Source organism: Arundinibacter roseus, from assembly GCF_004348825.1.
Lineage (GTDB): Bacteria > Bacteroidota > Bacteroidia > Cytophagales > Spirosomataceae > Arundinibacter > Arundinibacter roseus.
Map to the genome: position 1 here is coordinate 83,967 of NZ_SMJU01000007.1, position 23,562 is coordinate 107,528.

Annotated in this window: 18 protein-coding genes and 1 tRNA gene; 14 read left to right on the forward strand and 5 right to left on the reverse strand. The window is 43.6% G+C overall.

Translation table 11 applies throughout. The annotated features are described in order from the left end of the window. Positions 1-87 precede the first annotated feature (87 nt). The 9 genes from EZE20_RS12160 to EZE20_RS12200 all read left to right on the forward strand — a co-directional run bounded on the left by EZE20_RS12160 (position 88) and on the right by EZE20_RS12200 (position 13,380). Positions 88-2,109, forward strand: a complete 2,022-nt coding sequence (locus EZE20_RS12160) for an OmpA family protein (RefSeq protein WP_132117981.1) — start codon at positions 88-90, stop codon at positions 2,107-2,109. Positions 2,110-2,334: 225 nt separating this feature from the next. Beyond that, on the forward strand, positions 2,335-3,168 hold the full coding sequence (locus tag EZE20_RS12165; protein WP_132117983.1) for a transketolase: 834 nt from the start codon (positions 2,335-2,337) through the stop codon (positions 3,166-3,168). After that, positions 3,161-5,155 (forward strand): NAD-dependent epimerase/dehydratase family protein, encoded by a 1,995-nt coding sequence (locus EZE20_RS12170; protein WP_132117985.1) that lies wholly within the window; start codon positions 3,161-3,163, stop codon positions 5,153-5,155. The genes EZE20_RS12165 and EZE20_RS12170 overlap by 8 nt, the downstream gene beginning before the upstream one ends. Beyond that, positions 5,152-6,072, forward strand: coding sequence for a transketolase family protein (locus EZE20_RS12175; protein ID WP_132117987.1), 921 nt, complete (start codon positions 5,152-5,154; stop codon positions 6,070-6,072). The genes EZE20_RS12170 and EZE20_RS12175 overlap by 4 nt, the downstream gene beginning before the upstream one ends. Then, positions 6,069-7,763, forward strand: a complete 1,695-nt coding sequence (locus tag EZE20_RS12180; RefSeq protein WP_132117989.1) for a hypothetical protein — start codon at positions 6,069-6,071, stop codon at positions 7,761-7,763. Before EZE20_RS12175 ends, EZE20_RS12180 begins: the two co-directional genes overlap by 4 nt. Positions 7,764-7,766: 3 nt before the next feature. Continuing rightward, positions 7,767-8,873 carry an acyltransferase family protein gene (locus EZE20_RS12185; protein ID WP_132117991.1) on the forward strand — a complete coding sequence of 369 codons (1,107 nt, stop codon included), beginning with the start codon at positions 7,767-7,769 and terminating at the stop codon, positions 8,871-8,873. Between the two features lie 83 nt (positions 8,874-8,956). Continuing rightward, positions 8,957-9,682, forward strand: a complete 726-nt coding sequence (locus EZE20_RS12190; RefSeq protein WP_132118441.1) for a glycosyltransferase family 2 protein — start codon at positions 8,957-8,959, stop codon at positions 9,680-9,682. Further along, positions 9,679-12,351 carry a hypothetical protein gene (locus EZE20_RS12195; protein ID WP_132117993.1) on the forward strand — a complete coding sequence of 891 codons (2,673 nt, stop codon included), beginning with the start codon at positions 9,679-9,681 and terminating at the stop codon, positions 12,349-12,351. Before EZE20_RS12190 ends, EZE20_RS12195 begins: the two co-directional genes overlap by 4 nt. Before the next feature lie 3 nt (positions 12,352-12,354). Beyond that, positions 12,355-13,380 carry a hypothetical protein gene (locus tag EZE20_RS12200; RefSeq protein ID WP_132117995.1) on the forward strand — a complete coding sequence of 342 codons (1,026 nt, stop codon included), beginning with the start codon at positions 12,355-12,357 and terminating at the stop codon, positions 13,378-13,380. An 84-nt stretch (positions 13,381-13,464) separates the two neighbouring features. On the opposite strand, the gene EZE20_RS12205 is transcribed toward EZE20_RS12200, so the two are convergent. The 4 genes from EZE20_RS12205 to EZE20_RS12220 form a co-directional block, all read right to left on the reverse strand. After that, a tRNA-Val gene (locus EZE20_RS12205) sits at positions 13,465-13,542 on the reverse strand. Positions 13,543-13,561: 19 nt separating this feature from the next. Further along, entirely contained in the window at positions 13,562-14,875 is a 1,314-nt protein-coding gene (locus EZE20_RS12210; protein ID WP_132117997.1) for an MFS transporter, read from the reverse strand. 118 nt (positions 14,876-14,993) lie between these two features. Further along, the gene (locus EZE20_RS12215) at positions 14,994-15,788 is read right to left on the reverse strand and encodes a 3-keto-disaccharide hydrolase (RefSeq protein WP_132117999.1); all 795 of its coding nucleotides are present in this window, start codon (positions 15,786-15,788) and stop codon (positions 14,994-14,996) included. Positions 15,789-15,925: 137 nt separating this feature from the next. After that, positions 15,926-16,381 (reverse strand): hypothetical protein, encoded by a 456-nt coding sequence (locus EZE20_RS12220; protein WP_132118001.1) that lies wholly within the window; start codon positions 16,379-16,381, stop codon positions 15,926-15,928. Positions 16,382-16,444: 63 nt separating this feature from the next. Between EZE20_RS12220 and EZE20_RS12225 the strand changes: the two genes are divergently transcribed. Both EZE20_RS12225 and EZE20_RS12230 read left to right on the forward strand, forming a co-directional pair. Continuing rightward, positions 16,445-18,139, forward strand: coding sequence for a T9SS type A sorting domain-containing protein (locus tag EZE20_RS12225; protein WP_228713709.1), 1,695 nt, complete (start codon positions 16,445-16,447; stop codon positions 18,137-18,139). Positions 18,140-18,150: 11 nt separating this feature from the next. Further along, positions 18,151-20,160, forward strand: a complete 2,010-nt coding sequence (locus tag EZE20_RS12230) for a thioredoxin domain-containing protein (RefSeq protein ID WP_132118003.1) — start codon at positions 18,151-18,153, stop codon at positions 20,158-20,160. Between the two features lies 1 nt (position 20,161). Here EZE20_RS12230 and ruvC read toward each other — a convergent pair whose 3' ends face one another. Beyond that, positions 20,162-20,758 carry a crossover junction endodeoxyribonuclease RuvC gene (ruvC, locus tag EZE20_RS12235; protein WP_228713711.1) on the reverse strand — a complete coding sequence of 199 codons (597 nt, stop codon included), beginning with the start codon at positions 20,756-20,758 and terminating at the stop codon, positions 20,162-20,164. Between ruvC and EZE20_RS12240 the strand changes: the two genes are divergently transcribed. Genes EZE20_RS12240 through EZE20_RS12250 form a run of 3 tightly spaced genes read left to right on the forward strand, consistent with a single transcriptional unit; the run spans position 20,757 to position 23,554 of the window. Then, complete coding sequence (locus EZE20_RS12240; RefSeq protein WP_132118007.1) at positions 20,757-21,755, forward strand: lysylphosphatidylglycerol synthase domain-containing protein; 999 nt, start codon at positions 20,757-20,759, stop codon at positions 21,753-21,755. The genes ruvC and EZE20_RS12240 overlap by 2 nt on opposite strands. Positions 21,756-21,769: 14 nt before the next feature. Then, positions 21,770-22,903 carry a glycosyltransferase gene (locus EZE20_RS12245; RefSeq protein ID WP_132118009.1) on the forward strand — a complete coding sequence of 378 codons (1,134 nt, stop codon included), beginning with the start codon at positions 21,770-21,772 and terminating at the stop codon, positions 22,901-22,903. 27 nt (positions 22,904-22,930) lie between these two features. Further along, complete coding sequence (locus EZE20_RS12250) at positions 22,931-23,554, forward strand: polysaccharide deacetylase family protein (RefSeq protein ID WP_132118011.1); 624 nt, start codon at positions 22,931-22,933, stop codon at positions 23,552-23,554. Positions 23,555-23,562 lie beyond the last annotated feature (8 nt).

Here is a 23,562-nt window from a genome sequence, read left to right on the forward strand (position 1 = left end):
GTGGTTGCACGAGGAAGTGAGATTGATTCGTTAATTCGTTACACGATTCCTGAATTACAGGAGTGTCTATTGTCGAGATAATTACAAATGAAGGTACTATATCTATCTTTTTTCATATTTCTATTTTCTTATTCTACCAACGCCCAGGACGTTCAATGGGCTTCCAGAGTTTTGGGATATTCCTCTGAATATCGGCCCGGACCTTACGGTACCGAATATCGTGCCATTCAGATATTAGGCCGCCCTGACAAGCTTCCGGATGTAGGGAGTAGCCCGTGTGCCTGGTCGCCGGCTCAACCAAATACTATTGGCGAGGAATGGATCAAGGTCGGTTTTGAAAAAACAATCCCGCTTCGGCAAGTAGCAATCGCTGAGAACTTTAATGCCGGTGCAATTGCCCGGGTATTTGCGTATACGGCTGATGGACAGGAGATTTTATTAATTGAAAATTCGATTACACCTACAAAGGAAATTGGAAAAATGACTTATATTTTTCCATCGGATTCGAGCTTACAAACCAATGCAATCAAAATAGTTTTGCAGCCGTCGCGGGTAGTTGGTTACAATCAAATTGATGCCATTGGTATTTCATCATCAACTGTTCCCATAAAACCAACCATTTTTGTCTCTGCGGATGCTCCCAAGAATTTACAAAAAGAGAATTTAGGAAAAACAGTCAATTCCAAAGGTCAGGAGGTAGCTCCGGTAATCTCACCGGACGGCAAGCTTCTATTTTTTACCCGAAGCAAATTTGAAGGCAATATCGGCTCTCCCAATCGTCAGGATGTATGGGTTTCAAGCCTGGACAATTCCAATGTGTGGTCAGAAGCAATCAATTTGAAAGCACCAATTAATAACGATGGAGACAACGCCATTACCGGGATTTCTCCGGACGGGAAAACGATTTACCTCATAAACGTCTATAAGCCAGACGGAAGCATGATTAATGGCTTATCAAAGTCGGTGCGTACACGAAACGGATGGTCGTTTCCGAAGGAGTGTAAAATTAAAAATCACTACAACGATCACCCAAAAAACTTTACCGAATTTGCCATTTCTCCCAAAGGGAAAGTGCTCGTGTTATCCGTTCAACGCAAGGATACAGAAGGAAATAAAGATTTGTATGTATCTTTTCTACAACCTGATGACACATGGTCAGAACCTAAACACATGGGAAATGCCATTAACACACCCGATTATGAGGGCTCGCCGTTTATAGCTTCCGACGACAAATCGCTTTATTTCACATCCGCTGGGTTTAGTGGTTTTGGTAATGGCGATATTTTTGTTTCCCGGCGCCTGGACGACACCTGGACCAACTGGACAGAGCCCGAAAATTTGGGTCCGAGCATCAATACCGCTCAATGGGATGGCTATTTCAATATTCCGGCATCAGCAGATTATGCTTACCTGAGTTCCATGGAGAATTCAATGGGTGAGGAAGATATTTTTCGGGTTCGACTTTTTCCATCGATCAAACCAGATCCGGTTGCCATTATTTCTGGTAATGTGCTTGATGCAGAAACAAATCAGATGATTGACGCAGAAATCAGCGCTGATATTAAAAATACCAATGAAGAATTTGCAAAGGCTAATTTTGAACCCGAAACAGGCGAATTCAAGATGATCCTGCCTTTAAAGGAATTGTACCGGATAACGGCCAGTCATCCAGGTTATTTCCCCGTAACCGAAGAAGTAGACCTCAGTCGCGAAACGAATTTCCGGCTCATCCGTAAAAACATACTCATGCTGCCCATAAAAGAGGGGCAGAAAATACGGTTGAATCAAATTATGTTTGAGCAAAGCAGTGCAGAAGTTATTTCATCCTCACTGCCGGAAATGGGGCGAATTATTCAGATGATGAAAGAATATCCGGCCATGGAAATTTTGCTGGAAGGACATACAGACAATGTTGGAGACTGGCAAAAAAATCTTAAACTTTCCGAAGATCGGGTCGTGGAAGTGAGGCGCTATCTGGCTACGCAAGGCATCGAAAACAGCAGAATTCAAACCAAAGCGTGGGGGCCGGCCAAGCCAATTTCAAGCAATCTTACCGAACAAACCCGCAAATGGAACCGCCGGGTAGAATTTACGATTTTGAAATTGTAAAAAATTTCAGGCTTGTAAGTTACCTGCCGATTGTCTCTCAAATGGCTTCTTGTCAAGATAAAAAACGCACCTATCGACTTCTACCCGATGCAGCAAAAGTCCCTTAACTCACCTCGTCAGTTGGCGCCTGTTGTAGGCGCCAAAAAATAAGATTCGTATCTTGCCGCCGATTTAAGCAAAAAACAATCTTATTTTTGCTTCATTATTGCCCATAGAAAACAAGCTATGACTTTATCAACCGACCATATTCTTGCGCATGCTACCCACATCAGCGGCGAGTTAAGGCTAAAAACACTCTCGCTTTACAATCAGGCTCACGCCGGTCATATTGGCTGCTCTCTAAGCTGCATTGATCTGATGATCGGAGTTTTGTTGCTACATAAAGCCGAAAAAGATACGTTTATATTGTCCAAAGGACACGCTGCCGCAGCTTTATATGCCTCCCTAAATTGGTTGGGTGAAATAAGCGATGATGTATTGGCAACGTACTATTTGGACGGAACAACGCTCCCGGCGCATCCCGCTCCCGGGCAATTTAAAGGCATACCCTTTGCCACCGGTTCTTTGGGGCACGGCCTGCCAATCGCAACGGGCATAGCTCACGCCGCCCGCATCATGGACGAAGATAGCTACGCCTATGTGCTGCTGTCTGATGGTGAAACCAACGAGGGAACTACCTGGGAAGCCGCTCACTTTGCTATGCAGCATAAGCTTGACAATCTGATCATGATTATTGATAAAAATGGATTACAGGGTTTTGGGACAACCAACGAGGTACTTGGAGATACCGCCGATCCGGCGAAGTGGACTGCCATTGGTTTTGAAACTGTTGAGGTAAATGGACATGACATTGAGGAGATTTATTCTACTGTCAAAACCTTGAAAACACACAAAAATGGCCTTCCAAAAGCCATCATTGCTCATACGGTCAAAGGTAAAGGCGTCAGTTATATGGAAAATAAACTGGAATGGCATTACCTGCCGATGAATCCCGAACAGTACGAAGCAGCAACCCACGAAATCCAGGAACGATACTTTAATATTGCAGCGAATGCCTGAGTCAACACTTCCCTTTCACGATAAGATTTTAAAACTCAAGGGACCCATTTTTGTATTTGGCGCAAGTGGATTTATTGGGGTCAATCTCTTCAATGAAATTTTCAAGATACGTAAAGATTGCTACGCACTTACGCACGATGCGACCAAAGCGTGGCGTCTAAAACTGCTGAATGTACCCTACGAAAATGTCGTACACTGCGATATTCTTTCCTTGAACTCGGTGAAGGAGGTTTTTGAAAAATATGCTCCAAAAACCATCTTCAATTTGGCAGCTTACGGTGCTTACAGTAAACAGAGCAATATTAACCTTACGTACGAAACCAACGTAAATGGTACGCTTAACATCCTCGAAAACTGTTCAAAAGACACCGTTTATATTCACGCGGGGAGTAGCTCAGAATATGGTTTTAACTGTACAGCACCCAAAGAGGAAGATCGTGTAGAACCAAACAGCCACTATGCTGTTTCCAAAGTTTCTGCCGCTTACCTTTTGGAGTATTACGCCCGAATGCATCAGTTAAATACGCTCAACCTACGTTTGTACTCCATTTATGGGTATTGGGAAGAGCCCGATCGACTCATTCCTAGGCTTATTGAAAAGTCAAGATTCGGAGAATTGCCTTCGTTTGTATCTCCGGACATTAGCCGTGATTTTGTATTTATTGATGATTGTCTCGATGCATTCATTACCTGCGCGCTGGGTGTGAGTGAAACTACACGGGGGAAATCGTATAATATAGCTACCGGTCGAAAATCTACTATCGGTGATTTGGTGGAAATCAGCCGGAGTCAGTTCAACATTCAGGCAGAACCCCAATGGGGCAGTATGACGAATCGGAAATGGGATTTGGCCGATTGGTATGGCGATCCAACCGCAATTGAACGGGATTTTGGCTGGGCAGCATACACACCGCTGGAAGTTGGTCTTACCAAAACAAGAGAGTGGCAACGCGCCGTAGGGTACGAATCCAATGTGGTTCCGGCTTTTGAAAATCCAAAACTTAATCCGGTCATTACCGCAATTATTGCCTGCTATAAGGACGCTCAGGCAATTCCTTATATGTACGAGCGTTTGGTGAAGACGTTCAATGAAATGAAAGTACGGTACGAAATCATTTTCGTCAACGACAATTCACCCGACAATCAGGAAGAAGTAATTGATGCCCTTTGTGAAAAAGATCCCAACGTGGTCGGAATCAGTCATTCACGGAATTTTGGTTCGCAAGCTGCCTTTTTGAGCGGTATGGAAATAGCCACCGGCGACGCTATGGTACTTATGGATGGCGATTTACAGGATCCGCCGGAGGTTATTCCCGATTTTTTTGCCAAGTGGAGCGAAGGCTACGACGTAGTATATGGTGTACGGGTACAGCGTGAAATGAAGCCGCATATTCACTTTTTTTATAAGTCATTTTATAAAGTATTTCAAAACCTTAGCTATATCCCGATCCCAAGAGATGCGGGCGATTTCTCTATGATTGATCGAAAAGTAGTTAAGGAATTGGTAGAACTACCTGAAACTGAGCAATTTTTGCGCGGACTTAGAGCATGGGTTGGTTTCAAACAAACGGGCGTACCCTACATTCGACCCGAACGTATGTTTGGCGTATCGACAAACAATTGGCGGAAAAACATCTGGTGGGCCAAGAAAGCCATTTTCTCGTTTAGTTTTGCACCACTCGAACTGATGAGTTACGCAGGTTTCATTCTGACAGGCATTTCATTCATTGGAATTATGTGGCAGATCATCGCCAAAATTTTCTTTTTTCCAGAAACTCCACGAGGATTTTCAACCGTAATTGTTTTGGTAATTTTCTTTGGAGGCCTCACCATCCTGGGCATCTCTTTTCTTGGTGAATACATTGCCAAGATTTTCGAGGAGACCAAGAAAAGGCCTAAATTTATAAGAACCAGGATTCGCCGCGGCAGCAAAGCCTATACTTCTGCCGATGAAATCCGAACGCTGGTAAAACACTTAAACAAATGAGAGTAGAATTTTCACAATCCATAGAAAAACTGGCCACCGAAGACGATTCCATTGTGTTCATTACGGGGGATTTAGGCTATAATGCATTTGAAAATCTGAGAGAAAAACTCGGCAAGCGGTTCATCAATGCCGGAGTTGCCGAACAAAATATGGTAGGTGTAGCCGCCGGAATGGCCTACAAAGGATATAAAGTCTTTTGTTATAGCATTGCTCCATTTGTGGTATATCGTTGCCTCGAACAGTTTCGAAATGACGTTTGCTTTCATGAACTTCCGGTTTTTCTGGTCGCCAACGGCGGTGGCTATGGGTACGGAATCATGGGCAGCAGTCATCATACCCTTGAAGATTTGGCCTGTCTGAGCAGTATGCAGAACGTTACGACTTATGTTCCCGCTTTTTCTGACGAAATCGAATCTACCGTATATCAGATCGCTGAAACGGCCGGGCCTGCTTACCTTCGCCTGGGAGCCGGAAAAAAAACACCGGAAGATGCGTTTCAAACCGGCACATTTCAGGTAGTGCATCAGGCCGAGCAGTCTGATGTAACATTGGTCTGTCTGGGCCCGATCACTAATAATGCACTTGCCGCAATTTCGGGTCAGGATGAACTACAAAAGTCTGTTACGGTCGTATCAGCCAATCGTTTTCCGCTGGAAATACCTGCTGATTTGCACTCCATTCTTGGAAAATCAACGCATATACTGGTTGCCGAAGAGCACGTTTCAACGGGCGGTCTCGCACAGCAACTGTCGGTCCAATTACTGGAAAACCAAATTGCTCCTACTTCTTTTCAAAGCATCCGGGCTCAAGGATACCCCAACCGCCGATACGGTAGTCAGCAATATCACCAACAATTGGCCGGCCTTGACACAGAAAGTATCAGGAATTCCCTTCTTAATGTATTACAGCGCGTATGAATAAGCGGGCTCTACCCTTCTTTATTAGCCTGACCTTGCTGCTTCCCATCGGAATTTTTTTCTATGTGTGGAATTATTACGCCATCAACATCCCAAAATGGGACGATCACGCACTGAAAGCTTTTTTGGTTGAATATATTCAGGCTTCGACTTTTTCGGAAAAATTGCAGGCTTTGCTCAGGCAACATAACGAACACCGAATTTCGCTTACAAGGGTATTTACACTTCTGGATTATATTCTTTTTGACGGCTTGAGCTTCAAAAGACTGATGCTTTACGGCAACCTTCTATTGATTGGGATTCTGGGGTTGTGGGGGCTGCTTTTACATAAAAATGCCAAACCGTACTATACGCTTCTGCCTGTGCCGTTCATTTGGCTAACTCTCGCACACTATGAAAACATGTACTGGGGAATGGCTGCCATCCAGAATTTTGGAGTAGTTGTACTGGCCGCATGGACACTCTTTTGCTGTATTTCCCGATCAAGAAATTTATTCCTGCTATCTCTTGCTCTGGCTGTAATTACCTGCCTGACGAGTGGAAATGGCTTACTTGTCTTACCTATTGGTGCGGTCACCCTGTTTTTAGCTCCCCGCTGGCGACGACTTCTGGCATGGCTTGTCATGAGCGGCGTTCTACTTTTTGGCTATTTCAATTGGTACACTCGCTCACCTGCCAATCCTGAAGCTACGTTTGGAGTCGGAAAATACATAAAAGGTTTTCTTTATTTTCTTGGTTCATTCGCCGAGTCACTCCCGGTAAACGATCATTTTTTTGTTTGTCTTCTTTTTGGCGGCATACTTTTCCTGGTCGCCATGTCGATCATTTCTACTACCCTTTTTCGCATCATTCGCAACCGTTATGAGTATGACTTTGCAAAAATTACCGATTTATTTTGTCTAGGCGTCTTACTTTTTATTCTCGGCACCACGGCCCTTGTAGTGTATTCCCGGGTTGGGTTTGGGCTGGAAGGTTTGCTCACAAGTCGATATAAGATTTATTCATTTTTACTTTTGCTGGTTGCCTATTTGTACATAGTTATTCCCATTCGGGGAAGTTTTCTTTCTCCCTATGTTTCCGGAATCATATTTCTTAATGTACTCTATTCGCTGTTCAGCAATCACTATCATCTGGTAGATGCCAGCAATTTGCGTAAATTTCAAACCACGCAACGCTTCAACTGGACGTATACCGATCGAAGTTTGAAACCATTTAAGGACCAACGTCTGGCTGGAAAACTCGTCGAAGATTCTCCCGTTTTTTATCAATCCTGGCTCCCTCTTCTGCCGCAGGCAAGCCAATCGCAAACCGCCGGAGATACGGCCGGAATCAAAACGATGTTTGCAGCCACGGCTATCCGGCAAGGAACACAATCTATTGATATTCAAAATAATACGTATATAAGCAATCGATTACAGGACAGCGGTGTGTATATCCTTTTAAGCTCTGCGGAGCGCTATTACCTGTTTCCAACCAATCGCAGTCGCAATACCAACCGCAAACAATTGCTTTTGCATCAACAGTATTTTGCGCCTGGTTTTTCTTCTTCAATTCCCTTTGCCGAGATCAAACCCGGCACCTATGCATTGGGCATGGTGTGGCAACAGGGCGAAAAAACCGGAATAGTCATGGGGAAAGATTCCATCGATTCAAAACAAGTACTTACAAAAACGATTCGAACAAACTGGTAGACTATGCGCACGACGAATCATGGATATCTCATTCAGCTCGATGGACTGCGGTTTATTGCCGTGGCGCTTGTTCTGGTAGATCACTGGCTTGCCGAAATTAATGTCATTCCATTTGGACCGCTGGGCGTTACGCTGTTTTTTGTGTTGAGTGGCTTTCTGATAACCCGCATTTTGCTGGTAAGTAAAGAAAAAAACTTTGGACAGGAAGGCGGTTTGGGCCGTTATCTGAGAAAATTTTACTTCCGCCGAACCGTCCGGATTTTCCCGATTTATTACCTCACTATTGCCGTACTGTTCGTCATGAACGTACCACCCGTCCGGGAAACCCTGGCCTGGTGCCTGCTTTATGCCACTAATATCTACATCGCCATCAACCAACATTGGCTCGGAGTTATTGATCATTTCTGGTCTTTGGCGGTGGAAGAACAGTTTTATATCTTTTTCCCCTTTGTCATCTTTTTTATTCCTGGCAAATGGCTCGTTCAGTTTTTGGTAGGTATGAGTATTTTCAGCATTCTGTTGCGGGTATATTTTTTTACAGCAGGATATGAATGGATGGTCAATTACGTATCGATGCCCACCTGCCTCGACTCTTTCGGTCTTGGTGGACTCATGGCGTGGCTCCAACTGAACCGGCCCACTCTTTTTGTTAAAGTTTTTGAGAAAACCCGCTGGATTTGGCTTACGTTGCTTGGCTGGATTTTGGTTGTATATTGGTCCAAATCATTTGACGAAATCCACAACTTTGCCAACGATGTCGTGGATCGATTGATTAGTTCAGTCTTTTGTTTTTTCCTGATAGGAAAAGCTGTTTTGGGATATGGTGGCGTAATGAAATGGTTTTTGGAAAATTCAGTGAGCAACTATTTAGGAAAAATCAGTTATGGGATGTACGTCTACCATAACTTCGTATATAATCATTTTCATAGCTCACCGAGCCACCCAACTATCCGGCTTTTGAATAAAATTGAGAGCTGGTTTCCCGTTTTAAATGATTCACTGATTTTTCAACTGATGCTATTTTTTGCGCTAACAACCTTACTTGCTGCGCTTTCCTGGCACATTGTGGAAAAACCAATCAATTCTCTGAAAGATAAATACGCTCGCTAAATTGTTGAGGTTCATAAACCTAATTCCTTAATTTTGTATAATAATTCATTTAAACTCCATTTGCCTTGCTACTAAGTATTGTAATGCCTGCCTACAACGAAGAAGAATGCATTGAAAAAGTTGTAGAAAGTTGGACTGGCTATCTAAAAACGAAGTTTCCTGAAAACGAAACCACATTGATTGTAATTAATGATGGTTCAAAAGATAAAACGGGTGAAATACTCAATAAACTGAGCCTCAGCAACCCTCATTTGACCGTAGTAAATCAGGTCAATGGTGGGCACGGAAATGCCGTGGTAAATGGATACCGAAAAGCAGTTGCCCTGAAATCTGAATACGTGTTTCAAACCGACAGCGATGATCAGTTTATTGCTGATGATTTTGACAAATTGTGGAGCAAACGCAGCCAGTCAAAATTCATTTTGGGCTATCGTGAAATACGGCATGATGCATCCGTACGTTTATTTATTACCCGGGTTTTACGAGGAACTATCTCAGCCGTTTACGGAACATATATCCTGGACAGCAATATCCCGTTTCGTCTGATTGAAGGTAATTTTTTACGAAAGCTCTTAGAACAACTACCTGATCCCGAACCATTTGCACCAAACATTTTCCTGGCCGTCATGGCAAAAAAATCTGGTCAGGAGCTCTTTGATATTCCGATTACACACAAAGACCGAGAAACCGGCACGGTGTCAATCGTTAAATGGAATTTGTGGAAAGTGAGTATCCGTAGTTTTCAGGAGCTGCTTAAATTCCGCATTGAACTTAACAAAAAAGTAAAAGCTTTACGCACCAACACTTGACAATTGCGCTAAAAAAGTATGCGGTTCCACTATTGATCACCGCTGTACTTACCATTTCTGTTTTTTTGCTTTTTCAAGGCTGGGGCCGTTCTCAGGCAGCCTGGAAGTACATTCCGACCAATGCAAGTGCGGTCATTACAAGCGACCGCATGCAGGATTCTGTTTTTTCAATTTCTGAATCAGGAATTGACCTGAAACAATTTCCGTTGGTGGGGCAGGCTGCCCAAAGTTTGTCGTTGCTTTCCTGGATTACGCGCGATCAGCCCATTATTGACCGCACTTTACAAAAAAAGACGATCAGCTATTCCTTTCACAAGCGAACATCCAGAAATTTTGGGGTAATCCTTTATGTTCCTCTGGATGGAGATACGGAGGCTTCCTGGTGGAAAAAGCCAAATCGTCAGGATATTCGGGTTTTGCATCACACGTTTCAAAGTAGCGTAATCACTGATGTAAACGATGCGCAGTCCAAACCTGTTTGTTCCTACATAATTCTTGACAATTACCTCATTATCAGCAAATACGGCGATTTAATCGAAGACGTAGTTCGCTCGTTTGATCAAACGCTGGCAAAATCTCCGCTGCAAAGTCAGTTTGAAAACTCAAGCGATTCAAAGTATAATCTCAATATTTACCTCAAAAAAAGTGTTTGGGAAGCTTTACTCACACCGGGCACCCGAACCACCAATTCAATTGCGCAATTTCTGGCCCTTTTTCCGGCTACGCAGGATTACCACCTTTCCGAACCAGACAATCACCGGATTTCGTTTGAATCAATCGGCAGCGAAAAGGAGGAAAATTATGTGACAGATTGGCTAACAGGACAAAAGGGCAAAGAATTTACTCATCATTCCTTTATTTCTCAGCAAACAGCAGTACTTTTCCGAATTGCCAGCGCTGACAGTATTGCCTTCAAAAAACGCTTTCAAAACTGGCATTCATCCTACAAAACGACTGCATGGGATAAGCTCGGCTATCACATTGGCAATCAACGCAACGAATTGATTACCAACGTTGGATCAGAATTAATTCTGTGTCAACTCGAAGAAAGTAACAGCATTTCGGATGGTAAGTTGGCATTGATCGAATATTCCAATTACGAAAAACTTCGCCCGATTCTCACCAAACTTGCCCGCCTTGCGGCCAATGAAACGAACGTTTCTCTGGATAAATATCAGGGATATGATTTGTTTGCCATTGCCATTCCAGAATTGCCGGCAAGTTTGTACGGTCCGCTTTTCAGCAATTTTGCAAAATCTTATATTTCGTATGTAGGCCCTTATTTGGTTGTGACCAATAGTTCGCAGGCTTTGAGAAACTATATTTCAGATTATGAAAACCGGATTAGCTGGCAGCAATCACCTGAATTGGACAGTATTTTAATTTCTGACTCCGAGCCATCTCAACTTTCTATGGTAGCGAGCCCGCGTAAAGTTCTGCCCGGCACGGATGCTGAATTATTGCCATCCAAAATCGAAAGTATTGTTTTTGAATGTCAGTTTAATCTAAAAAAAGCCTATCCAAAAATCAGTATCATTTCGCGAAAAAGACGCACCTCCGGCAAAGTACTCAATCGTACGTTCCTGGCTGGTGAGATTGTCTGGACAGAAGGAAACACGGGATTAATTACGGTATCGGACAACCAAACGGATGGTTCGGCGCAATTGATTTTAACGGATCAAAAAAATACCCTGCTCCGTCCCGATGCCAGTTATCAAAAGTTTGCAACACTGACAACCCTCGACGGACCTTTGGTTGCGTCTCCTTTGAAGGTAGATTTTTTGAATATTGGACGCATGCAGTTGATCCTTGCTACTTCAAAAATGGTGTACGCAATCGACGAAGATGAACAGGGCATAACTACGGTTTTTTCAAAAACACTTCCCTCGGGAACGGCAATTCGTTCGCTGTTTCGCATTGAAGGCGGCAGCGAAGGCAGCAGTCGTTTTGTAGTTGTTGATGAGCAGGATAATCTTTTTTTGTGGGAAAACGCCATGGAAGAACTGATCAGAATAAATCGATTCAAAAACTTTGTCGAGGTTCAGGCGCCTGTTCAATCGCTCAATCAATTGGGTTCGCGCTCGCTGTTGATTACCCAAAAAAATGGCCTGATTTATTTGATCAAAGAAGAAGGTACTGTACGTTCCGGCTTTCCGGTCGATATGCTTACCCGCATCGAAAGTGCGTTTGCCTGGACTCAAAATGCAGAAACTGCGCAACCGGAACTCGTCGGTGTCAGCGCCCTCGGGGAATTGTTACGGGTTGATGTTTATGGTAAAATTAGAGAGCGTACCCAATTGTACCGTCCGTCGGCCTCGTCACGATTCAAAACGCTTTTTGATAAAAATTCGCTTGATTGGCTACTCGTTCGTTCCTCAGATACAAAAATGGCGATTTTGGATAAATCCGGAAAGGAGCTGTTTGAAATTGGCAACGTAGTCCCAAATGCTACTATTCAATATCATTATTTTGGGGTTGATAATCGGTTTATTTCCATAAATTCAGGAAAGTATACATCTCTATTTGACATGACCGGCCGGCGCCTGGGCGACAAGCCCATTCCGTCAGATCTTCCCGTTCGGGTGGCGTATCAATCGGCTTACTACAAGTTGGTTATTTTTGGTCGGTCAGCAGATAAATTTCAGACCTGGACTATCAAAATCCGTTGACGCATGAAGATTTTTAGAAGTTTAATTCTGCTCGTCTTTGGCCTGATTTGGATCGTCGGGTGCAGTACCTCACTCCTGAATGAACTGTATCGTGCCGAAGTTATTCCAGACGATTACCGTTTTGGCGATTTATACCGTTTGTCTAATCTTCCACAATTTAAAGATCCTAAACAAACCTGTCCTCCTTCTGTTGATCAGTCTACTTTTGATAAAAAAAACAAAGTAGCCTTTTACATTATCGGTGATAGTTTTGCCGAGGCACAGCGTATGGATTCGTCCGATTTTGTGTCGGCTCGCTACCAATACGCACATTGGGGAACTTTGCTTCATCTTAAATTGGATACTACTTACACAAATATTGTGTTGCTGGAATCGGTGGAGCGAACGTTTCGTGAGCATTTTACGGCACCAATTTCTAACGTAATTCCTGATACAGAAACCTATGTTGCCCTTCCGGCAGAGTCCAGGCTTGTGCATCGACTGGACCGTACATTTGCCGCGGAACCTACCGAAGACCGCTTGTCTTCCTTACTTTTTCAATTTGATAGTATGTTGAAAATAAAGGAATTAAAGAGCTGGATTACCTATAATTGGTTTGAGCGTACAGACCCAAAAGTTACAGTTTCGCCCGATGGCAGCTCAATTGCCTACTATGTAGACACCGATTCGTCACTTGCGGCATCATCGTTTATCACAATTTCTAATGGCGCTGTCGATACGCTCGTAAATTTTGTAAACACCGACAAAGAGTATTTATTAAGCCTTGGTTTTGATGACGTTTGGCTATCAGTAATTCCCAATAAAGCAACGATACTGATGCCCGACTACGGCACGTATAATCATCTAATTGAGCGTATTGAAAAACATCCTGCCCTTTCGGTTCCGGTCGTTTCGGTTATTCAGGAATTTTCTTATTTAAAAGATCAGGCGTATCTAAAAGGAGATTCGCATTGGTCGTGCGTGGGTCAGGAGCTTTGGCTCAAAAAAGTGAACGCAAAACTTTTGGAAGTAATCAGGACGGCAATTTGACGTCTGTTTGGTTAGGTTTTCCTTACTTCACAAAAAACGGCCTGTAAATCAGTGATTTACAGGCCGTTTTTTTTCATAATCTTTTGGTAGGACGTAGCGGGCTCGAACCGCTGACCTCCGCCCTGTCAAGGCGGCGCTCTGAACCAACTGAGCTAACATCCTGAATCGGGCCACAAATATACTAATTTCCCGAACCGTCCAATCGATATCGATATACTTTTTGTGAAGGAATACGTGACAAAAGCATTAATCCGGCAATAAAAATAAACATCAGGGCCAAAACGCTATTTCGCATACTACCTGTCATTTGCTCCACCAACCCATATACCAAAGTACCGATGACGACCGAAGATTTTTCAGTAACATCATAAAAACTAAAATACGAAGCGGTATCGCGTGTGTCATCCGGAATCAATTTGGAGTACGTTGCTCTTGATAGCGACTGCACCCCGCCCATGACCATCCCGACAACTCCCGCAAGTACATAAAACTCATTTTCCTGCGTAGTATAATACGCCCCGGCACATATTCCGATCCAAATGGCCACCCCAATCATAAGCGCATAGATATTTCCCAGCTTAGACGACAAATACGCAAAGGTATATGACCCCACAATTCCCACCAATTGAATCAATAAAACGGTGGTAATCAAGCTTTGGGAGGGCAATTTTAATTCATTCGCCCCAAATATAGTCGCCACGTACATGACCGTCTGAACGCCCATATTGAAGATAAAAAAAGCAGTCAGATATTTGTAAAGATTGGGTTGCAAACGCAACTGTCCGAACACTTTCTTCAACTCCCGAAATCCGTTGAAAAGCCAATTTCCAGAGGGTTTTTTACCAAAAGAATTATCAGGAAGGTAATGAAAAGGGATTTGAGCAAATAGCACCCACCACACGCCAACGGTCAGAAAAGAGATTCGGGCCGGAAGAGATTTATCAGTTATACCATATACATCGGGAAAAAGAACCATTGTCAGGTTAAACACCAAAAGTATTACGCTACCTACATAACCAAGTGAAAAACCACGCGCACTGTATCGGTCAAAATTTTCTTCGGTGGCGATTTCAGGTAAAAATGAATTATAAAAAACGATGCTTCCACTCCATCCGATCAAGCTAAATATGAAAGCAAAAACCGAAAGCGTGGTAGTTTCACGGGTAAAGAAAAATAGCAGGCCGCAACAGGTTGCGCCGGTGTAACAAAAGATTTTCATGAACAGTTTTTTCTTCCCCGTATAGTCTGCAATTGCTGTGCAAAAAGGAATGAGCGCCGCAACGACTAGAAAAGAAAAAGATACAGAATACGAAAAAAGTACCGTGTTTTTGACCGAAAAACCAAGGAATTGAATAACGTCTCCGCCTTGCTCGGTGAGGGCCGTAGCACTAAAATAAACCGGAAAAATACTGGAAACTATGACAAGCGCGTGCACGGAATTAGCCCAATCGTACATGCACCAGGCATTGATGATGCGTCGGTCGTTTTTTTTCATGGAGAGTCTTTTCAAATTCAGAATAATGCTTGATCGAAGTGAGCCGGTTGGTGGCTCAAAACTAAAATGACCCGCCAAACTTCTTTTGATAGATAATTTGGCGGGTCAAAAATATTTCCTACAACTCTCTAATCCAGACGTTGCGGAAGCTAATTGCTTCGCTTGGATCGCCATGATCCTGCAATTTAATCGGCGATTTTCCGTGTGCCTGCGAGTAGGAAGGCAAGCCGATGTACTGCGTGGGTCCACGCAATTCGGTATTGTTCTGTACAATTACGCCATTGTGTAGTACCGTCACGCGTGCAGGAGAAAAGAGTGAACCGTCCTCTTTGAAACGAGGCGCGGTGAAAATTACGTCATATACATTCCATTCGCCGGGCTTACGAGTGACGTTGCGTAGCGGTGGCGTTTGCTTATAAATGCTACCGGCCTGTCCGTTGGCGTAGGTGCGGTTGTTGTAAGAATCCAGAATCTGTAATTCGTAACCTGCATCACCTTTTCCGGTAGAAGCCAAAAACAAGCCGCTATTGCCACGCCCCTGCCCTTTTCCGGTAATCGTCGCCGGAACTTTCCATTCGATGTGTAGCTGATAATCCAAAAATGAATCTTTGGTCTGAATGTTACCGGTACCTTTTTTTACTGTAAAAACGCCATCGGCTACCGTCCATCCTGCGGGATTTTGGGGGTTATTGACAGACACCCATTGATCCAGATTTTTTCCATCAAATAGAACTTTGGCATCCGACGGGGCTACATTGCCCGCATCAGCAGTAATCGCTTTTACTTCGGGCTCCCAAAACTCGGTCATGTCGGGCGTCATTTTTGGGGGTGTGGGGACATTTTGTGCGCAAAGGGGGTTTGTTAATCCACCTACAACACAGGCAAAAAGGGAAAGTTTAGCTAAGGGTTTCATGTGATTGGATTTAAAGTATTTTTCAAAAATAAAGTGCAAATACCGTAATTCCGTCAATACTTACGCAGCATTGAACCATTTTTTCACAAAAAAAGCGACGAAGAAAATCCATCGCTTTCAAAAAATACTTTTGAAGTTTATCGAATTACAGGCTCAAATACCAGATTTGCAAGCTGATTGGTTCCGTTAACCGGAACGTTATTTGATAAAGTCATCTTTGAACGGCTCAATTCTTTAATACCGAATTTACCTTTAAACTGACTCACCTCAATATCAAGCGTTTGCTCATTTTCAATTAGATACCACGTGCCACCATTAACAACTTGCTTAGAAACACGATCAAGCGCTTTGGTAACGTTATTATCAAAAAATTGAATATCAAAAAGATAAATCGCAAGCGTTTCAAAGGAAAGTTGATTTTGCGGAATTGATTTCCCGGAAGCATCCGTAATATCCACAAGACGCCACGGGTTGGTGATCAGCATTTTATCTTTGGTGCTTACCGTATCAGGATCGGGTGTGTCTTTTTCAGTACAGGATAGTGTAAAGAGTACAACAAAAGCTAGCAGAAGAATGTTGGTAATTCGTTTCATGGAATCTATCAATTGGATTAGGGAATGCTGGATTTGGTACGGTTATTTGCAAAAGTAACGAAAATGTCCATAAAATTTATACTTGACTACATGGGTTTATTTATAAAAAATAGGCTGACAATACTTAGTATACTTCTGATTATCAGTCGTGTAAATACTTTTTCGCAACCATGCGAAACCAATTTTACTCTGCAACCTGTACAGGGAAACAATTCGATTGAATGGGACAAATTTCCACAATTTACTCTTCCGTTTACGATTATATATAATGGACCTCGATTTGGCGACCAAAATTCCCGTCCCTTGCAGCACGGGTTTAGTCACATAGCCTATTTCAGTGGACCGGAAAACAGTACTTTACCCGTCAAAAACCGGGCGTTACTCTGGAATAGCGTCGCAAGTGTTGAGGTGTTTCAACCGTGGTCGGTCGTAGGGCTGGAAAGTCCGTGGGGTAACGATACGGCGATTTACCGCCGGCATTGGGATCGATACATTACGGACATGGCAAATCTTTTTGACGATTCCAGACTGAGCGGAATTCCGAGGGCTGACATTATTTGCCTCGACGTTGAACGGATGCAGGAGCTGGATCGCGATATTCTTAACCTCAAACGCGACAACCGGATTCCGGAAGGATACCGTTCGCTAGCGGATAATACATTTATGACTACCTACAAAAAAGATATTCGTTGGTGGTATACTGCACCGGTCAATTACCTGAAAAACAAGGGATTGCCTGAAACTACAAAATTAAGCAGTTATAGCGATGTACCTGTCCGCGGTACGTGGCTCAATGTAACAACCAATAGCTGGGCCGACTGGACAAGTAATACACAGCGCACGCACTACCTGATGCAGGATGATGCCGGCAAAATCGGTGGTTCGTTTTATAATGCCATGGATATTTTGATGCCTTCGGCCTACTATTATTATCCTTATGAAAATCCCTTAGGCAAGGACTATTTGTCCTATCTGCTCTTTCAAATTGAGGTAAATAAGGCGTGGAGTTCCAAGGATATTATTCCGTTTGTGTGGCTGCGCTACCATGATAGTTTCGTACCGGGAGCCCCGCAAATTCCGAAATTCATGGCCGAGGCCACCGCCATTTTTCCATTTTTTTCAGGAGCAAAAGGTCTGTGGCTATGGGATAACAATATGTTTGAAAATACGCAACAACAAAATTACAGTACGTACGAGCACTTTATCTACGGCCTTTATCGACTTTCGCAGTTTTCGGACATGTTTCAGGGCAACTACGAGCTCGTAATTCCACAGTCGGCGCGTGATCACATGCAACAGCGCAATCCGATTTGGCGGGGAGTGGTCAAGGATGGCAAAATTGTTATCGCGGCTCAGAATACCTACGCTGCCGAAAATCAGAATACGGAATTGACCGTCACTTACAAGCAATGGACAAAGACGATTACCCTAACTGGACGGGATGTGTTTTTATGCAAGTTTGACCTTTCCGACGTAGTTTCTGCCCTTGATTCTTCCTTGCAGGTAGCCAATGTGTATCCAAATCCAACAGATCAGAAATCGGTTTTCGTCAATTTATCTAGCCGAAGTACCCATAGTAACCTGACTTTTGAGTTACTGGATTTGAAGGGCGTGGTTCTGCGAACCACCCAAATGCCAACCCAAATTGGCGACATTCGCTATCAGTTTGACCTCCCTATTGTCCCCGAAGGGCTTTACATGCTTCGGATTAGTTCAGAAAACTCATCTACCAGCCATTCTATTTTTATAAAGAATTAACTCCAAATTCCATGAATAAACTAGCCAAAGAAACCAGCCCTTATTTACTACAACACGCGCACAATCCGGTTGATTGGTTTCCGTGGGGCGAAGAAGCCCTTGAAATGGCCCGAACCGAAAACAAACCGATTTTAGTAAGTATTGGCTATTCAGCATGCCATTGGTGTCACGTCATGGAGCGGGAATGTTTTGAGAAAGAATCAGTTGCGGCAGTCATGAATGAACATTTGGTTTGCATTAAGGTAGATCGTGAAGAGCGTCCTGACATCGATGCTATTTATATGGATGCCGTGCATCTCATGGGTGTTCGCGGTGGTTGGCCGCTGAATGTTTTTTTGTTGCCCGATGCCAAACCTTTTTATGGCGTAACCTACCTGCCTCCTCAAAATTGGGTGCAACTTGTCAAAAGTATTCGCAATGCATTTGAAAACCATCATACCGAACTGGTAGAATCTGCCGAAGGATTTGCTGCAAGTTTGCAAACGGGCGAAGCCGAAAAATATGGCCTTTCGGTAACTTCTACGCACGTGTCGGTAAATGATCTGGATGCAATGTTTGAAAAGTTAAAGCGGAATTTTGATACCGAAAAAGGAGGAATGGATCGCGCGCCAAAATTTCCGATGCCGTCGATTTATAAATTTTTGCTCCGGTACTATGACCTTACCCAAAATCCCGAAGCGCTCGTTCAGGTAGAACTCACGCTGAACCGCATGGCAATGGGCGGGATTTATGATCACGTTGGTGGAGGCTGGGCTCGCTACTCAGTTGATGATGAATGGTTTATACCGCATTTTGAAAAAATGCTTTATGACAATGCGCAGTTGATAAGCTTGTATTCAGAAACATATTCTTTAACCCAAAACCCACTGTATGCGGCTCGTATTCGACATACCTACGACTGGTTAATGAGTGAAATGCGGAGTGCCGAGGGAGGTTTTTTCTCCGCTTTGGATGCCGACAGCGAAGGCGTTGAAGGGAAGTTTTATGTCTGGACCGCGGACGAACTTCGGGCGGTTTTGGGTGAAAATTATTCCTGGTTTGCTACCTTGTATGGTATAACTGATCATGGAAATTGGGAGCATGGCCTCAATCACCTGCACCTGACACAGGATGTACAGAGAGCAGCAATTAGTAAAGGAATCTTTGATGAAAGTTTCCTGGTCAACTACGAAACTGCCCTTCAAACATTAGCCCGTCATCGGACACCACGAGTTCGTCCCGGACTTGACGACAAGATCCTGGCATCGTGGAACGGCCTTCTGCTGAAAGGATTAACGGATGCTTACCGCGCTTTGGGTGATGAAGAAATTAGAACTACGGCCATCGAATTGGGACACTTTCTGAAAGAAAAAATGGTTGAGAATTCCCAACTCTGGCATAGTTATAAAGAAGGGAAAGCGAGCGTCAATGGGTTCTTGGAAGATTATGCTGCGGTCAGCGAGGGCTTGTTGGGCTTATACCAAATCACGTTTGATGAGTACTGGCTATCGCTTGTGCAGGAACTTCTGGATTATTCACTCGATCATTTTTATGATCCCGAAGACGGTTTCTTTTTCTTTACCCATAAAGAAGCAGAGAATTTGATTGCGCGTAAAAAAGAGCTTTTTGATAACGTTATCCCCGGTTCAAATTCAATTCTGGCGCACGCTCTTTTTCAGGCTGGCAGCCTGCTCGACCATCCCACGTACATCGAACTTGCGGACGGAATGCTCAATCGAATGGATAAAATACTGAAAGGTGAAATTCAGGTAGCAACAAATTGGGCGGCTTTTTATGCGCAACGCGTGCAGTCTACTGCCGAAATTGTGATCGTTGGGCCAGAATTTGATGAATTTAGAAAAGACCTGGACCGTTTCTTCATCCCAACAAAACTCATGGCTGGCGGCCCTGACACGTCTGATTTACCACTCCTTGCTGGTCGAACGGCAATTAACGGCCAAACAGCCATTTATGTCTGCTACGATAAAACCTGTCAGTTGCCCGTTTTGACTGTTGAAGAGGCATTGAAGTTGATCCAATAACTTATTTAAGGCGGTCGGGGTTTTCGCTTACAAAAGCACCCCATCCGCCTTTCTTGTCTTTTTTGGTTTTTCCTGTACCCAACGAAGCCGGAGAATTAGCATGGTATTGATGACAAATCGCAATGGCGATACCGTCCGTAGCATCCATAAACTCACGATTTAATGGCATTTTCAATATATTTTCCAACATATAGGCCACCTGCTCTTTGGACGCATTTCCGTTACCCGTCACCGATTGTTTGACCTTTTTGGGAGAATACTCCACAATTGGAATATTTCGTGACAAAGCGGCTGCCATAGCCACTCCCTGCGCCCGACCTAATTTGAGCATGGATTGGGCATTTTTGCCATAAAAAGGATCTTCTATCGCCATTTCATCCGGCAGATATTCATCAATCAGCTGGCACATGCGCTCGAAAATTTTCTTTAATTTGAGTTCATGGGTCGTATATTTGTTCAATTTAATCACCCCATACTGAATCAGGCTAATCTCCTGATTTCGGACTAAAATGACTCCGTAGCCCATCACCTGCGTACCGGGATCAACCCCCAAAATAATTTTTTCGGGTGCCACTAGTTCATTCATTTGTTTTACCATGCCGCAAGTTAGTCAAGTCCGGTCAAGTCAAAAAAGAAAAAGCACGTACGACCTGTGGTTTTGGCTAAAACTACTCGTTACCGGACTCGTAATCAGTTATTTATACCATGTATTTTCTACTTATAACAAAGATTTATCCTCCATTCTTACTACGTATACAACCTTAAAAGAACCTGAACAGAGGCTTTGGCTTTTTGTAGCGCTACTGTTGGTTCCGGCAAACTGGGCGCTGGAAAGTCGAAAATGGCAACTTTTGGCCAACAAAGCCCTTCAGTTGCGGTTCTCAGAAGCATTCAAAAGCACACTCATCGGGCTCGCCGTTGGCGTGGCGGTACCTGCTCAACTGGGCGATACCCTAGGGCGGGTGGGCTCACTTGCCTCTGACAATCGTATTCGGGCCGTCGGTGCGGCAGTGGTATCCAATGGTATACAATTTTACGTTTCACTGCTTGCTGCCTGCCTTGGATGGTGGTTTATGGCACCCGTACTTTTGATGCTAACCCCATTAAAATGGTCCGTTTTGGGCTTTGGAATTGCCTTGTTGAGTCTTGGTTTTATACTTGCGCTGCTTCGAAAAAGGCTTCATCCACAGCGAAAACCCCTCCGATATTTAGGGAAGTATGCCGAAAGTCTGGATGTAATCCGACTGTATCGGGGTCGCGAACTACTTACTGCACTTTGTCTTGGAATAGCGCGGTATGCATTATTCAGTTGTCAGTACGTGCTGGTTTTGTACCAATTTTCTCTTGGACTTTCACTCTCCGAACTGCTCGGTGGCGTTGTATTTGTATTATCCGTCAAAACATTTTTACCCGCCCTCACCGTTTTCAGCGATTTGGGAGTTCGTGAAGTAAGCGCCGTGTACTACTTTACGAAACTGGGAGCAACACCTGATAAAATTATGGCCGCCACGCTGTTAATCTGGTGCATCAATATTCTACTTCCACTTGTGGTGGGGGCCTGGTTTTTGTGGCAAAAAAAGTGGCGATTTAATTAAGTTTTTTTTGAAAAATGCTTTTTAACGGATGTCTTTTACTGGGAATGGCCTACGGGCTTTTTACGCTTTTTCTGTGGAGATCATGGAAAAAAATACCTGATTATAAACTATCTGGGAATCAAATATCTTCTGAATCCACCAAGGTTTCAATCCTGATTCCAGTTCGGAATGAGGCCGAAAATATTTTGGCATTATTGCAGGACTTAAACAACCAAAGTTACCCTTTTCATCTTTTTGAGGTTTGGGTAATCAATGATGCATCTACTGACCAAACGGCGCAGCTCGTTCAGGATTTTATCTCACAGGCCCGATTCAGTCTTCATCTTGAAAATTTGATTGAAGAACCTACCCTTTCTCCTAAAAAAAGAGCGATTACCCACACAATCCCAAAAACAATAGGAACCCTGATCCTCTGTACCGATGGCGATTGTCGCGTCGGCGCGGAGTGGGTAGCCACCATTGTATCCTTTTATGAACAAACAAACGCTCGGTTTATTAGCGCACCTGTTACTTTTTTAGCAGTTGAAACATTTAAAGATAACCTTTTCACAATTGAGTTTGGCAGTCTTGTAGGTGCAGGCGGAGCTACCCTTGCCCATAACCGGCCCACGATGTGTAACGGCGCCAATATTGCTTATCAAAAAACCGCCTTTGAAGCCGTTGGTGGCTATGCAGCTACGCCAAAAATCGCCTCCGGTGACGACGAATTTCTCATGCATAAAATCCATGAAAAGCTAGGAGGTGTTCACTTTTTGAAATCTCAGGCTGCAACCGTAGAAACAGCTGCTCCTGCCAGTTGGAAATTCTTCGTTCAGCAACGAAAACGCTGGGCGAGCAAATGGAAGCATTACAGCCAATGGCCTCCCAAACTAATCGCCATTTTTGTATTTTTAGCCAATGCAATGCTTTTGCTCAGTCTGCTTTTGTGGGGATTTGGCGTGTTTGACCGCTATCAGGTTCAGCTGCTGTGGTTACTCAAATGCCTGCCGGAATGGCTATATTTGGGAAATTTACTTCATTTTTTTAAACGGAAAAACCTTTACTGGTACATTCCTTTGCTGCAACTTGTCTATCCGTTTTACGTATGCTTTTTTGGCTTATTGGCTCAAAAACCTCAGTATCAATGGAAAAATCGTTCGTTAGAGTAACTCTAAAAATACTTATTCACTCCCGAGATGTCTTTCTTTCTGCACTATACGCCCCGTCTGCTCCATCAACTAGCACCCAGGTTTACCTGGCATATTCCTACAAATGAAAAAACTATTTTTCTGACCTTTGACGATGGCCCAATTCCAGAGGTAACCGAGTTTGTGCTGGATCAATTAAACCAATTTGACGCAAAAGCGACTTTTTTTTGTATTGGTGATAACGTCCGAAAATATACGAACATCTTTAATCGAATTTTGCAGGATGGGCATAGTGCCGGAAACCACACCTTTAACCACCTGAAAGGTTGGTCAACTCCTGATGAAGTATATTTGAAAAATTGGCAGGAATGTCAGTCGATATTGCCGGAGACACGCTTGTTTCGCCCCCCGTATGGGCGCATTACACTTTCTCAGGCAAGAAGTTTGCCAGCTGAAACACAAATCATTATGTGGGATGTACTTTCAGGTGATTTTTCAAAAGAAATAACTCCCGAAAATTGCCTTCACCAAAGTATTCGACATACGAAAGCGGGAAGTATTGTGGTTTTTCATGATAGCCATAAAGCTTCGGAAAATATGACCTACGCATTACCCCGTTATTTGGAGCATTTTAAAAGGCAAGGCTTTCGGTTTGAAGCCTTGCCTATGTAAGGTTGATT

What these genes read in the sequence shown, in the direction of transcription:
- EZE20_RS12185 (WP_132117991.1), top strand. Translation starts at nt 7,767, where the DNA reads ATGCGCACGACGAATCATGGATATCTCATTCAGCTCGATGGACTGCGG.
- EZE20_RS12230 (WP_132118003.1), top strand. Translation starts at nt 18,151, where the DNA reads ATGAATAAACTAGCCAAAGAAACCAGCCCTTATTTACTACAACACGCG.
- EZE20_RS12245 (WP_132118009.1), top strand. Translation starts at nt 21,770, where the DNA reads ATGCTTTTTAACGGATGTCTTTTACTGGGAATGGCCTACGGGCTTTTT.
- EZE20_RS12220 (WP_132118001.1), bottom strand. Translation starts at nt 16,381, where the DNA reads ATGAAACGAATTACCAACATTCTTCTGCTAGCTTTTGTTGTACTCTTT.
- EZE20_RS12160 (WP_132117981.1), top strand. Translation starts at nt 88, where the DNA reads ATGAAGGTACTATATCTATCTTTTTTCATATTTCTATTTTCTTATTCT.
- EZE20_RS12175 (WP_132117987.1), top strand. Translation starts at nt 5,152, where the DNA reads ATGAGAGTAGAATTTTCACAATCCATAGAAAAACTGGCCACCGAAGAC.
- ruvC (WP_228713711.1), bottom strand. Translation starts at nt 20,758, where the DNA reads ATGGTAAAACAAATGAATGAACTAGTGGCACCCGAAAAAATTATTTTG.
- EZE20_RS12240 (WP_132118007.1), top strand. Translation starts at nt 20,757, where the DNA reads ATGCCGCAAGTTAGTCAAGTCCGGTCAAGTCAAAAAAGAAAAAGCACG.
- EZE20_RS12165 (WP_132117983.1), top strand. Translation starts at nt 2,335, where the DNA reads ATGACTTTATCAACCGACCATATTCTTGCGCATGCTACCCACATCAGC.
- EZE20_RS12190 (WP_132118441.1), top strand. Translation starts at nt 8,957, where the DNA reads ATGCCTGCCTACAACGAAGAAGAATGCATTGAAAAAGTTGTAGAAAGT.
- EZE20_RS12225 (WP_228713709.1), top strand. Translation starts at nt 16,445, where the DNA reads ATGTCCATAAAATTTATACTTGACTACATGGGTTTATTTATAAAAAAT.
- EZE20_RS12170 (WP_132117985.1), top strand. Translation starts at nt 3,161, where the DNA reads ATGCCTGAGTCAACACTTCCCTTTCACGATAAGATTTTAAAACTCAAG.
- EZE20_RS12200 (WP_132117995.1), top strand. Translation starts at nt 12,355, where the DNA reads ATGAAGATTTTTAGAAGTTTAATTCTGCTCGTCTTTGGCCTGATTTGG.
- EZE20_RS12180 (WP_132117989.1), top strand. Translation starts at nt 6,069, where the DNA reads ATGAATAAGCGGGCTCTACCCTTCTTTATTAGCCTGACCTTGCTGCTT.
- EZE20_RS12215 (WP_132117999.1), bottom strand. Translation starts at nt 15,788, where the DNA reads ATGAAACCCTTAGCTAAACTTTCCCTTTTTGCCTGTGTTGTAGGTGGA.
- EZE20_RS12250 (WP_132118011.1), top strand. Translation starts at nt 22,931, where the DNA reads ATGTCTTTCTTTCTGCACTATACGCCCCGTCTGCTCCATCAACTAGCA.
- EZE20_RS12210 (WP_132117997.1), bottom strand. Translation starts at nt 14,875, where the DNA reads ATGAAAAAAAACGACCGACGCATCATCAATGCCTGGTGCATGTACGAT.